The organism is Vicinamibacterales bacterium (assembly GCA_041659285.1).
Lineage (GTDB): Bacteria > Acidobacteriota > Vicinamibacteria > Vicinamibacterales > UBA2999 > 12-FULL-67-14b.
In genome coordinates this window covers 1-13,241 of record JBAZYO010000006.1, presented here as the reverse complement: position 1 = coordinate 13,241, position 13,241 = coordinate 1, and the positions used below count along the sequence as shown (strand labels likewise).

Below are 13,241 nucleotides of genomic sequence, written 5' to 3'. Positions count from 1 at the left end.
ATGACGACGACGCGGTTGCTGCTGGCGTCGATCGACGAGGCCTTCGACAAGCGGTCGTGGCACGGCACCAACCTGCGCGGATCGCTGCGCGGGGTGACGCGGGAGCAGGCCGCCTGGCGATCCGCCTTCGCCCATGCTTCCACCTCCGCCAAGACTGCGGCGGACAAGACGGCGGGGCAGGGCCGGTCCGCGCACAACATCTGGGAACTGGTGGTGCACGCCGCTTACTGGAAGTACGACATCCGGCGGCGGCTCACCGGCGAGAAGGGCCGCTCGTTCGCGCTCGAGGGCAGCAACTTCTGGAAGCGTCCCATCGCAGGCACGCGAGCCGAGTGGCGCGCGGACCTGGCGTTGCTCGAGGACGAGCACGACCGGCTGCGGGCCGCGGTGGCTGTATTCCCGGCCGCCCGCTGGACGCGGAAGGCGCCAGGGAAGCCGTTCACTTTCGAGGGCCTGGTGCGCGGCGTCGCCGCCCACGACCTGTATCATGCCGGTCAGATACAGTTATTGAAGCGGTTACAGGAATAAGACAAGAGTTCTTGAATCGCCAACTCACCAAATCACAAGATCGCAAGATTCAAGCATTGCCCAAGCCGGGGTGGCGAAACTGGCAGACGCACAGGACTTAAAATCACAACTGTTAATCCGAGATCAGCCAGTAACACGCTTATTCACAGATAGATAACTCGTATCGTCCTAACCTCTGTTACCATTACACAACTCTTTCACATTTTCACATTCTGAGAGGGCGTTCTGGAGGGCCGAGGTGACGACCGAACAGCACACCATCCTGGGCGGCAAGGTCCACGTCTACAAGCGCCCCAACAGCAGCTGCTGGCAGTGTTCCAGCTACCTTGCGGGCAGGAACCGCCGCAAGAGCACTAAGGAAGAGAGCCTCGCCAAGGCCAAGGAAGTCGCCGAGGACTGGTATCTCCAGCTTCGGGGGAAGCTCCGCTCCGGCGAGATCAAGACCGAGAAGACCTTCCGCGAAGCGTCCGAACAGTTCCTCCGCGAATACGACATCATTACGCAGGGGCAGCGGAGCAAGGTCTATGTAGACAGCCAGCACTGGCGGTCGCGCGTGCACCTCGTGCCGTTCTTCGGTGAGATGGGCCTCTCGGAAATCACCGCCGGTCAGGTGCAGGAATACCGCATCCACCGCCTGCAGGAGGCGGTGAAGAAGCGCGGCAAGCCGCCCGCGCACAACACGATGCACCAGGAGATCGTCACTTTGCGCCAGACGCTGAAGACCGCGATCCGCAAGGGATGGCTGGCGCATTTGCCCGACCTCTCCGCGCCGTACCGTTCCTCGCCAAAAATCTCGCACCGGGCGTGGTTCTCGCCCGAGGAATACAAGAAGCTCTACGAGGCGACCCGGAAGCGGGCGCGGGAGCCGCTCAATCCCCGCTACAAATGGGAATCAGAGCAACTCCACGACTATGTGCTCTTCGCGGCCAACACGGGTGTCCGGCCTGACGAAGCGCGGCGCCTTCAGTTCCGCGACGTGACCATCGTCGAGGACGACGCAACCGGAGAGACGATCCTCGAAATCGAAGTGCGCGGCAAGCGCGGCGTCGGCTACTGCAAGAGCATGACCGGCGCCGTGCGGCCGTTCGAGCGGCTGAAGGCCCGGCTGCGCCCGATGCGGGCGAACGATCCTGCGGAGAACGGCGACGGAGGGGAGCACGCGACCACGGGAGATGCCGCCGCGTGGCGTCTTCCGAAACCGACTGATCTTATTTTCCCGAAGTCGCATCGCGAACTGTTCAAGACCATCCTTGACGAAGAAGGACTGCGCGCCGACCGCGAGGGCCGGCCGCGCACCGCTTACAGCCTGCGCCACACATATATATGTCTGCGTCTCATGGAGGGCGCTGACATTTACCAGATTGCGAAGAACTGCCGCACCAGCGTCGAGATGATTGAGAAGTATTACGCGGCCCACATCAAGACCAGTCTCGACGCAGCGGCGATCAACGTCATGAAGCCGAAAAAGAAGTCGAAGCCGCCGAAGCGAGCGGCGGCGGACGACGAGGAGATTTGAACGACCTGAATTCCCCGGTTACCCTATGATTGTGAACTGCGGGCGTGGCGGAATGGCAGACGCAACGGACTTAAGGAAAACTTGAGTGCTCGCCGGGAAACCGGCGATGCAGAACTGCTCAAATTCGGGGAACCCTGAAATGGCAATCCCGAGCCAAGCCCGGACGGAACCGCTCCGCCGGGAAGGTGTAGAGACTAGACGGGCAGCACCTAAGCCCCGGAGCCGATCCGGGAGACGGTGAAGGGATAGTCCAGACCGCAAACCTGGCGCGTGCGCTGCGAAGCGTCGTGTCTGGGCGGCGAAAGCCGTAGACGGTATGAAAATCCGTAGGGCTTCAACGGCCCGTGGGGGTTCGACTCCCCCCGCCCGCACCATTGTCATCTTCTCTTGCGTCGGGAAAGAGCGGGACACCTGCTCCCGCCCCGGCGCCCACGGATGGAACCATCCATGGAGCTATCGCTCGATTCACCGGCGGCAACGGCCGCCGTCTCCAGCGTCGTTTCCCGCGCCGCACGGCGCGTCAGACGCTGATCCACGACGGAGCCACATGCTGAGCACCGCGCCATGACGGCAGACATCACCTTCCATTACCCGCCCGAACTGTTCAATCTCTTGGTTGACACCATTCCGGCATTGAACCGCTCGAAGAAGGACATGCTGGTCTTCTTTCGCGGGGCCGGCGTGCCGGACGAACTTCTCCACGACCTCGCGCAGCGGGTCGCGGACGCGCCCGACGACATTCGCAAGAATGAGATTGCGCGGCTCACCCTGGAGCGGCTGAACGCGCGCGGTGAATCCATGCTGCGGTGCCGTCGAGAAGTCCTGCGGCGGGTCGTCGAGTTTACGAGTTTCGACGCCTGCTGGCCGGACGACCAGCTCAAGGCCAAGGGGCTTGTCGCCAGCATCCGCGACGTGGTGAACCAGAAGGATTCCTTCACGCGGATGAACATCGAGCGCGAGGAAGAACGAAAGGCGCGACTGGCGGACGCCGACAAGGTCAGCCGCGCAAAACAGGAGAGAACGGCGAAGATCGACGCTGCGAAGCAGGCACTCTATGCCTTGTTCGGCGCCTCCCTTACGCCTCAACAACGCGGGAAGAAGTTGGAAGGCGCCTTGAATGGCCTCTTTGATGCTTACGGCATCTTGGTTCAGGAGGCGTTTCATCTGGTCGGCGTCGGCGGCGAAGGCATCGTCGAACAGATCGACGGCGTGATTGAACTCAAGGGCGCTCTCTACTTCATCGAGATGAAGTGGTACAGGGACCCGGTCGGCAAGGCGCAGATCTCCGAACACCTCGTCCGCCTGATCGGCAGGCCGGAGGCGCGTGGACTCTTCATTTCCGCGAGCGACTACACCGATCCGGCGGTCCACACGGCCCGCGAGTTTCTCCAACACAAGATCGTCGCGCTCTGCCATTTGCAGGAGATCATCTTCGTCCTTGAGCAGCGGGAAGACCTGACGGCGTTTCTGGTTCAGAAAGTGCAGGCCGCCCAGGTGCACAAGAATCCCTACTTCAGGCCGTTCGACAGCAAGGCGGGCCAGTCCTCGTAACCGCCACCTGATAGAAGCCAGGCGACGGGTGAATCGGCTGGAGCCCCCCATATTTCAAGACTTTCCGATTCCGTCTTGGCACGTGCACCACCGTGGTGTAAGGTGGTGCGGTCATGGCGAAGAAGAACCCCATCCGAACTACCGAATCTGAGGAAGCCAACCCGGCCAGGCTTTCAGTCACGATTCCAATCGACGACTACTCCGACCTGAAGAAGGCGGCGGAGCGAAAGCGCGTCTCCATTGCCTGGGTCGTCCGCGACGCGGTCCACGAGTATCTCCGCAATCAAGCTCCGCTGCTGCGCTCATGAGGCAGAGTCATCAACAGATCGCCGTTTCGGCGCGCGTCATCACGGGACCCCGCCACGGAGGGCTCCCGGCGGGCGAGCCGCCGTATTCATCTGCAGGCCAAGTCCTGCGGTTGAGCCCGAACGGCAGCTTCAGGTCCGCTCGACTCGCGGCGACCGAATGGACGGAACGCTTCGGCTCGGCCAAGCGCACGGCGGCGGCCTGCGGTTTCATGGCCGAAGCCATCCGGGTGTTTGTTGACAGGTTCTCCGCGCGAACAGGGATTCCCGTCACGCCAAGCGCGCTGCCCGAGGGAATCGCCGCCGCCCGGCTCGATTCCCGCACGGCTGCGGTCGCGGAGACGATCGGCTCGGAGGCCGCTGCGCTGGACCCGATTTCCGCGGGCTACTGGTTGAGCATCACCTACACCGCGATGCTTCCCCAGGCCATGCGCGGCACCCTGGGGATCTTCTACACGCCCCCTGCTCTTTCAGACCGGCTGATTCAGATGGCGACGGAAGCCGGCGTGGATTGGGCGAGTTGCCGCGTCCTCGACCCGGCCTGCGGCGGCGGGGCGTTTCTCGCGCCCACCGCGCAGAAGATGATCGAAGCGCTGAAAGGCCGCAGCCCGGCCGAGGTCGTGGAGAGCATCAGCCGGCGGCTGCGCGGCTTCGAGATCGACCCGTTTGCCGCGTGGATGTCGCAGGTGTTCCTTGAAGTGACCATGGCCGAGGTCTGCCGCGCAGCCCGCCGCAAGCTGCCGCGGCTCGTGACCGTGTGCGACAGCCTGGAGCAGGAACCGCGCGACGACGCCTTCGACCTGGTGATCGGAAATCCGCCTTACGGCCGTGTCACGCTGAACGCCCGGCTGCGCGAACACTACCGCCGCAGCCTCTATGGGCACGCCAATCTTTACGGGCTCTTCACCGATCTGGCCCTTCGTTGGGCTGCCCCCGGCGGTGTCATCGCTTATGTCACGCCCACGAGTTTTCTGGCGGGTGAGTACTTCAAGGCTCTGCGCGGCCTTCTGGCCGCCGAAGCGCCCCCCATCGCGGTTGATTTCATCGCCACGCGAAAGGGCGTCTTCGAGAACGTCCAGCAAGAGACGATGCTTGCCACCTACCGTCGCGGGCGCCAGGCCGCGACCGCAACCGTTCACCACCTCACCGTGTCCACGGAGGGAAAGGCCTCGATCGAGGAGGCCGGAGCCTTTGCGGTTCCCGCCGACCCGTCGGGGCCATGGCTGATCCCGCGTGTCCCCGAGCACAAACCCCTGATTGCGGGGATGGCGCGGATGAAGACGCGGCTGGTGGATTGGGGATACAAGATTTCCACTGGCCCCCTTGTCTGGAACCGCCACAAGGAGCAATTGAGGTCGAGGCCGTCGCAGAGCACCATGCCGCTGATCTGGTCCGAGGCCATCGCCGGGCCGGGCCAGTTCCTGTTCCGCGCCGAGAAGAAGAACCACGAGCCCTATTTCAAGCTCCTGCCGGGAGACGAGTGGCTCACGATCGACAAGCCGTGCGTGCTCCTTCAGCGCACGACGGCCAAGGAGCAATCCCGGCGGCTGATAGCCGCGGCGCTGCCCGAAGAGCTGATCGCGGAATGCGGCGGCGTGGTTGTCGAGAACCACCTGAACATGGTCAGGCCCTTGAACGGCCGGCCGGGCGTGACACCCGCCGTGGTGGCGGCCGTCCTCAATTCCGAAATCGTGGACCACGCGTTCCGCTGCATCAGCGGCAGCGTCGCGGTGTCGGCGTTTGAACTCGAAGCATTACCCCTGCCGTCCGTCAGCGAGATGAGCCATCTTGAAGCGCTCGTGAAGCGAAACGCGAAGCCCGAAACGATTGAACGGCACCTGCGCGCTCTCTACCTCGGAGAGGGCGCGTGATGCCGTTGCCGCCCGTCATCCCTGTCCAGGAAATCCACAAGCGTCTGCAAGTCATCTTCCCGGAAGGCAGCCCGAACCGGAACAACTGCACCTGGGAAATCGCCGCCAAGACCATCTTCGTCATGCTGTACGTCGGCGCAGTGGAAGGGGCGGATCGGTGGCTCCGGCCCGACCAGGTCACGCGGATGACGGATGCGCAGTCGGTGAACGTCAGTGCCGGTGCAAGGATTGCCTGGGAGGCAGAGTCGCGCAAGAGCAGCAAAGGAGAGGCGCCCGGCCGTTGGTACGCGGTGAACACGCGTGAGTCCATTCGCGACGACACGATCCGGGCCGGGCTTTCGACGAACGGCGCCATCATCGAACGTCCGGGCCTGCCAACGACGTCACCCGCGCCGCGTTATGCCCTTCAGGCAGGCTTTGCCGCGCTCTTCGCGCCGGACTTGCAGGGCGATGGGCTCGACAAGGCGATCAGCGATTGGCAGGCGGACAACCTGACGGCGGGCGCGCTCGCACGCGTCACCATCATGCGCAAGGGCGCCATCGCGGGCGGCGACCATGTCTTGGTCAAGTTTCCCAGCGGGGAAACACGACGCATGGCCCCCGGTGCCAGCTCCCTCATCTCGAAGGCGGTCATCGAAGAATTCGCGGCGCGGTTCCTACAGCACCCGGGCGTGATCTTCCTGAGCGAGAGCAAGAACCAGGTCATCGCCCGCGACGAGGCTCTGGCCAAATCCATCGGCCTCAACATCCAGGCCGACAAGAACCTGCCTGACATCGTGCTCGTCGATCTCGGCCCCAAGCATCCCCTGCTCGTTTTTGTCGAGGTCGTTGCAACCGACGGCCCGATCTCGCCCAAGAGGAAGGAAGCGCTCACCGCGCTCGCACATAACGCCGGGTTTCCCGAGGAGCACGTGGCGTTCGTCACGGCCTATCTCGACCGCAGCGAGGGCGCATTCAAGAAGACGGTTGATTCCCTCGCGTGGGGCGCTTTCGTGTGGTTTGCCACCGAGCCGGATAACCTGATCCGGCTTCACGAGGGAAAGGCAGAGGCGGTCAAGAAGCTCGCTGACTGGGAATAGGGCTCTCCGTGCGTCACCCGTCCATATCCAATCGAATCGCAACATGACGAAACCTTCACCTCCTCCGAAGACCGTTCTTGACACCATCCTTGAGTGGTCGAAAGACCGCCCCGCCTGGCAGCGCGACGCCCTGCGCCGGATCGTTTCAGGCGGGCGACTGTCGGACGAAGACCGGAAGGAGCTTCTCGACCTGTGCAAGCAGGGGCACGGGGCGAGTGTCGCGATTAAGCCGTCTCCGCTGACGAAAGGTCACCTGCCCGCCAATCCTGGTCAGGGGGATTCTGTCTCGCTGGTGTCGGTCGCGGACGTAGAGGGGGTCAACAACCTGGCACCGGCCCAAACGCTGACATTCGCCCAGAGCGGCATCACGATCATCTATGGCGACAATGGCACGGGCAAGTCCGGTTACTCCCGAATCCTGAAGCGCGCCTGCCGTGCCCGGCACGCGGGCAAGATAGAGGGGAACATCTACGGACAGAACGTCCCCGCGCGAGCGACGGCCACTATTTCATACGCCATCGGGCGCGCAGCGCCTGCACCGGAGAAGTGGGTCGACGCTGATCGCCCCCACAAGACACTCTCCGCCGTCAGTGTCTTCGACAGCGAGTGCGCCTCCGTCCATATCAATGAAAAGAACGAGGTCGCCTTCCGGCCGTTTGGCCTTGATATTCCAGACGAACTGGCGGGCGCCTGCCAGTCCATTAAGGAGGCGCTGGCGACGGAGCAGACCCAGCTCGAAAAGGCCCGCAATCCTCTTTTCTTGAAGCCGTCGTGGAAGGAGACCACTGCGGTCGGCAAAGCGCTCGCCTCCCTGAAACACGACACCGACCCTCTGAAGATCAGTGCGATGGGAACCCTAACGGGAGACGAGACGGCGCGGTTGGCGCGTCTCCGGGAAGACCTGTCAAAGAATCCGGCGAAGGCCTTTGCCGAGCAGACACTCAAGGCCGACAGTATCAAAGCCCTTCTGGATGAACTGAAGGACATCGAAACGCGAACGGCCGACAGCGCCCTGATGGCCTTGTTCGCCGCCCATCGAGACGCCGGGGAGAAGAGAGAAGCCGCGCGCCTGGCCGCCGAAAAAGCGTTCTCTGGCGAACCGCTGCCCGACATCGGCAGCGAGGTCTGGAGATCTCTCTGGGAGGCTGCTCGGCGCTATTCGTCAGAAGCAGCCTATCCGGAACAACCGTTCCCGGCGGTTGAGAAGGACGCCCGATGTGTTCTGTGCCAGCAGACTTTGCAGCCGGAGGCGCTCGATCGCATGGTCCGGTTCGAGGCGTTCATCCGTAAGGACACCGAGCGCGCGGCACAGGTGGCCGAAGCCGCCGTGAAGACAGCCCGTCAGGACCTTACCTCATGCAGCATAGGCACGCGTGCCCTCCGGCCGAATCTGCGGGAAGTGATGATTCAGGACGCAGACTTGGCGCGCCGGACGCGCCGCTACCTCGCGGCGGCCCGCCTCCGCAGGTGCGTTCTGCTTAAGAACCTGGGCAGCGGCGAGGAAGTCACCCTGCCGGCAACGCCGCCGAATCCCGGGCACCACCTGGCGCTTCTTGAAAGCACGATCCGCGCGTACGCGGTCGAGCTGCAGAATGCGGCGGGCGATGCCGAACGCAAGAAACTCGAAGCCGACCTTGCGGAACTTGCCGACCGGGAACTTCTCGGCGGCATGTTGGAGACGGTCCAGGAGGAAATCGACCGTCTCAAGTCCATTCACTTCCTGCAGCAATGCGCCCCGGACACCGCGACCAACGCGATCACGAAGCTCGGCAACGACATCGCGGACACCGTCATTACGCCCAAGCTCCGTGACCGTTTTCAGGAAGAGATCGTCAAGCTGGCCGCTGAGAAAGTGCGCGTCGAAATCGTCCGCTCCGGCGGCAAGTACGGCTCCCCGCAGTATCAGCTGCGCCTCTTCGCGAAGCCAGACGCGAAGATCAAGGACATCCTGAGCGAGGGTGAGCGGACCTGCGTCGCGCTGGCGGCGTTCCTGACGGAAGTCGCCACGGCGACACACCTCTCGGCTTTCGTGTTCGATGACCCTGTGTCATCTCTGGACCACCGGTGGCGGAGGCAGGTCGCCAAGCGCCTCGTCGAGGAGGCGGAACACCGCCAGGTCGTTGTGTTTACCCACGATCTGGTGTTTGTCAACGACCTCCACGACCTCGCTTACGAGAAGAAGCGTGCCGCGAAGCTCGTGACAGTCAGCCGGGGGCCGGCGGGCGCGGGTGTGGTCGCAGAGGGCCTGCCGTGGAAAGCGCAGAGCGTCGAAGACCGTATTGACAAGCTTGAGAAAACGACGCGCGAGGCGAAGAAGCTGTATGAGAACAATGCGGAGGAGGAATACGCCGTCGAGGCGGCTGGAATCTACGACGGCCTCCGTGCCTCGTGGGAACGTGCGCTGGAGGATGTCGCGCTATTCCGCGTCGTCCAGCGTCACCGGGACTACATCGACCAGAAGAACATCAAGAAAATAACCGTCCTGAACGAAGCTGACTGCGACGCTTTTCATGCGGGATTCAGGAAGTGCTGCGACGTTGTCGACGCACATGATCCGTCGAGTGGGCGCAACGCGGTTCCACCGCCGCCGACTGAAATCATCCAGGACCTCCAGGCGCTCAAGGACTGGGTTGCCGCGTTGCGAGACCGACAAAAAAAGATTGCCTGAGGAGGGTCGCCCACCCGCCGTGGGAGCCGTCACGAGCACTGCCGGCACCAGACCAGGCGCCCGATACTCCGGAACTTGCTGACGGCCAGCGCCCCGCCCTCGTTCCGCGCCTTCTACCCGGGCGCGGTGAGCGCCGCGACCACGGCCTTCCGTTCGGCCTCGTAAATCGCTGTGGCGTCGAGAGTCTCGTCGAGCAGTACCATCAGCACGGCGTCGAACTCCTTGTCGATGTCGATTGATCCGAGTCGTTGTCCCGGCTTGGAGCCGGGCAGCATGCACCGCCCTTTGATCTGGAACCGTCGCCCGTCGTTGCGACGGACCGCGTCGTAACCGGCATGCCGCGCTGGCGTGAGTTCGACGCCCAGCAGCCGGGCGGCCTCGTACTCGGCAACCTCGCCGGTCACGCCGAGAGGCTTTCCGGTCAGCTCGCGGTATTCCTGCGCAAGCCTCTTCGCCGCCGACAGGATCGCCAGAATCCGCTGTTCATCGTTCATCTCATTTCACCCGTCACCATCTTAATCGCCTCATTCGACGCAGCACCTTGCGCTCCTGGTTGGCGACCGTCAAGGCGTCTTCGATTGCACTGTCGGTGACTTCTCTATCAAGGTCTGCATCACCCTCCGGTCAACCTTGCCCCCTGCCATCCGCGGGCGCTTGCCGCGTCAACAGGAAGAATCGGTTCCCCCTGAAGGTCGCCCCCAATTTTCCTGTGGGACGCCGCGCCCGCTCCTGGCGGATCGGTGGCATCGCCCGAGAGGGTAATGCAACCAAAGGAGAAGACCATGACTGACATCATCAACGTCCCGCTGAACAAGCTGACCGCCTGGGAAGGCAACGTCCGCAAGACGCAGAACAAGGCCGGCATCGACGAGCTGGCCGCGAGCATCAAGGCGCACGGCCTGCAGCAGAACCTTGTCGTCAGGAAGGACGGGAAGAAGTTCGCCGTCGTCGCCGGAGGCCGCCGGCTGAAGGCGCTGCAGCAGCTCGCCAAAGCCGGGGACATCGAGGCAACCCATGCCGTTCCGTGTCGCATCACCGAAGCCGAAGACGCCAGCGAAATCAGCCTTGCCGAGAACGTCATGCGGGAAGACATGCACCCCGCCGACCAGTTCGAGGCCTTCCGCGGCCTTGCGGACAAGGGCCTGCCCGCCACCGACATCTCTGCCCGTTTCGGGAAAACCGAAATCCACGTTCTCAAACTCCTGAAGCTCGCCCGCGTCAGCCCGAAAATCCTCAAAGCCTACCGCGCCGCCGACCTCACGCTGGAGGACGTCATGGCGTTTACCGTGACCGACGATCACGAAGCGCAGGAGCGCGTCTTCGCCGCGATGGCTCCGTGGCAAGGAGCATCGGAAATCCGTGCCGCCCTCACCGAGAACGACATCGCAGCCACCGACAAGCGCGTGAAATTCGTGACGCTCAAGGCTTACGAAAAAGCCGGAGGCACAACGAAGCGTGACCTGTTCAGCGACGACGACAGCGGCATCTATATCGAAGACCCGGCCCTGCTCGACACTCTCGTCACCGAACGACTCGAGAAGAATGCCGGAGCCATCCGCGCCGAGGGCTGGAAATGGGTGCAGGTCACCGCGGAATTCGCATACCAGCAAAGCGCCGAATACAGACGCATCCATGCCGAGCCGGCTCCTCTCACCAAGGGGAAGCAAGAGACGCTCGACAAGCTGACGCAGGAATACGACCGGCTCGTGGAGAAATGGCGCGAGACCGACGAGGACAGGCAGATGGCAGAGCGTCTCTGCGAAATCGAGCAACTCGTCGAAGAACTCAACGACCGTGAAGACGTCTGGACACCAGAGCAGCTAGCCATCGCTGGTGCCGTTGTCTCCATCGACCATCAAGGCCAGGTCAAGGTCGAGCGTGGGCTTGTGCGGCGCGAGGACATGCCGAAAGACGGCAAGGCAAAGAACGCCAGGACATCGGAGACGCCCGATGGCGAGGGCGGAGCAGAGCAGTTGCCCGGATTGCCTGCCTCTCTCATGGAGAGCCTGACCGCCCACAGGTCTGCGGCTCTTGCCGCAAGCCTCCTGGACGCACCGGGTGTGGGCCTTGCCGCCGTGGCCTATGCACCGGTCCTGGACGTGTTCGGCCACCGTCACGATACGGTGCTGAAGCTCTCGGCGACGGTGCAATCGTTGCATCGCGTGGAAGGCTCGACCGCCTTCCAGCGTCTCGAAGCCGCCCGCGAAACCTGGGGCCAGCGTATCCCCGGCACTCCCGCCGACATTTGGGCGTGGTGCCTGGAGCAGGATCAGGCCGTGCTCATCGACCTCCTGACCTTCTGCGCCGCCTGCACGATCAACGCCGTGCAGATAAAGGCCGACCGCCCTGACAGCCCGAGGCTGATGCACGCAGCCCAGCTCGCCACCGCGCTCCAGCTCGACATGAGCCCATGGTTCACGCCGACCGCGGACAACTGCTTCAGCCGCCTGAGCAAGGCTCAGGTGCTCGAAGCCCTGCGGGAAGCGAGGCAACAAGCCCCGGCGCCTGCCTGGGCGAACCTCAAGAAGGCCGAACTCGCCAAGCTGGCCGAGCGCGAGATCGCCGGCACCGGCTGGCTCCCGCCGCCGCTGCGGTAATCGGCGTCAGCGCGCCGCAACGTCAGGATGCCGGTCTTGACACGGCCGGCATCTTCTGCGCCTCCCGTTGCTTACGCGATACGCGCTGAGGCCTGAGACCCGATCAAGACGTGCTATCGTCCCGGCATGAAGGCGAACGCCGTCCCGCTGCTGACTCTCTTCGAGAAGAAAATGCGTTTCGAGGTGCCGCTATTCCAGCGGCAGTACGTCTGGAGCTGCGATCAGCAATGGGAGCCGCTGTGGGAGGACATCGAGCGCAAGTTCACTGAATGGCTGGAGGGCCGCAAGGACGCGCCCGTGCATTTCCTGGGCGCGATGGTCCTCGACCAGAAGCAGACTCCCGTCACCCACGTCGAAAAACGTCACGTTATTGACGGGCAACAACGCCTGATCACGCTCCAGATATTCCTGGCCGTGCTGCGCGATTTCTGCCGCGAGAATGGCTGCGAGGAAGTCGCCACCGAGCTGGACGGCTACACGTTCAACAAGGGGATGATGGCCGACCCGGACGTTGACAAGTTCAAGGTCTGGCCGACGCAGCTTGACCGCCCGCAGTTCACCGACGTGGTCGGCCTGGGATCGCGTGAGGCGGTTCAGCGGAAATATCCGCTCCGCAAGCAGAAGTACGCCCGCCACTATGATCCGCGGCCCCGGATGGTTGAAGCCTACCTGTTCTTCGACGCGCAGCTCCGGGAGTTCTTCCTCGGCACGGGCGCCGAACCGCCACTGGCGGCGCAACAGCCGCTCGCCGTCAGGGTTGAAGAGACGTTTCAGGCCCTCAAGAGCGCGCTGCAGGTCGTCGCGATTGATCTGGAAAGGGAAGACGACGCGCAGGTGATCTTTGAAACCCTGAACGCGCGTGGCGAACCGCTGCTGCCGGCTGACCTCTTGCGGAACTTCATATTCCTCAGGGCCGCCCGCAATGGCGAGCCGCAGGAGGAGCTGTACGAGAAGTACTGGCAGCGGTTCGATGATGAATTCTGGCGGCAAGAAGTGCGGCAGGGCCGTTTGATCCGCCCGCGAAGCGACCTCTTCATGCAGCACTTCCTGACTAGTCACCAGATGGCGGACGTGCCCATCAAGCACCTCTACGTCGAATACCGCTTCTGGATTGAGCGGGAGAAGC

At 63.3% G+C, this 13,241-nt stretch carries 10 protein-coding genes; 9 read left to right on the top strand and 1 reads right to left on the bottom strand.

Translation table 11 applies throughout. The annotated features are described in order from the left end of the window. The 7 genes from WC815_10940 to WC815_10910 all read left to right on the top strand — a co-directional run bounded on the left by WC815_10940 (position 1) and on the right by WC815_10910 (position 9,518). Positions 1-528, top strand: coding sequence for a DinB family protein (locus WC815_10940; GenBank protein MFA5909284.1), 528 nt, complete (start codon positions 1-3; stop codon positions 526-528). A gap of 238 nt (positions 529-766) precedes the next feature. Continuing rightward, a complete protein-coding gene (locus WC815_10935) occupies positions 767-2,044 on the top strand; it encodes a phage integrase SAM-like domain-containing protein (GenBank protein ID MFA5909283.1) in 1,278 nt (425 codons plus the stop codon). Between the two features lie 564 nt (positions 2,045-2,608). Continuing rightward, entirely contained in the window at positions 2,609-3,595 is a 987-nt protein-coding gene (locus WC815_10930; GenBank protein MFA5909282.1) for a restriction endonuclease, read from the top strand. Positions 3,596-3,708: 113 nt separating this feature from the next. Next, the gene (locus WC815_10925) at positions 3,709-3,903 is read left to right on the top strand and encodes a CopG family transcriptional regulator (GenBank protein MFA5909281.1); all 195 of its coding nucleotides are present in this window, start codon (positions 3,709-3,711) and stop codon (positions 3,901-3,903) included. Positions 3,904-4,013: 110 nt separating this feature from the next. Further along, positions 4,014-5,771 carry an N-6 DNA methylase gene (locus WC815_10920; protein ID MFA5909280.1) on the top strand — a complete coding sequence of 586 codons (1,758 nt, stop codon included), beginning with the start codon at positions 4,014-4,016 and terminating at the stop codon, positions 5,769-5,771. Continuing rightward, the gene (locus WC815_10915; GenBank protein ID MFA5909279.1) at positions 5,771-6,850 is read left to right on the top strand and encodes a BsuBI/PstI family type II restriction endonuclease; all 1,080 of its coding nucleotides are present in this window, start codon (positions 5,771-5,773) and stop codon (positions 6,848-6,850) included. Before WC815_10920 ends, WC815_10915 begins: the two co-directional genes overlap by 1 nt. A gap of 43 nt (positions 6,851-6,893) precedes the next feature. Then, the gene (locus WC815_10910; protein ID MFA5909278.1) at positions 6,894-9,518 is read left to right on the top strand and encodes an AAA family ATPase; all 2,625 of its coding nucleotides are present in this window, start codon (positions 6,894-6,896) and stop codon (positions 9,516-9,518) included. A gap of 113 nt (positions 9,519-9,631) precedes the next feature. Here the strand turns inward: WC815_10910 and WC815_10905 are convergent, their stop codons facing one another. Then, on the bottom strand, positions 9,632-10,012 hold the full coding sequence (locus WC815_10905; protein ID MFA5909277.1) for a hypothetical protein: 381 nt from the start codon (positions 10,010-10,012) through the stop codon (positions 9,632-9,634). Positions 10,013-10,300: 288 nt separating this feature from the next. Here WC815_10905 and WC815_10900 point away from each other — a divergent pair, with 288 nt between their 5' ends. Continuing rightward, positions 10,301-12,115, top strand: coding sequence for a ParB/RepB/Spo0J family partition protein (locus WC815_10900; GenBank protein MFA5909276.1), 1,815 nt, complete (start codon positions 10,301-10,303; stop codon positions 12,113-12,115). A gap of 126 nt (positions 12,116-12,241) precedes the next feature. Further along, positions 12,242-13,241, top strand: a 1,000-nt coding sequence (locus WC815_10895; protein MFA5909275.1) for a DUF262 domain-containing protein, incomplete at its 3' end; no start/stop codon positions are given.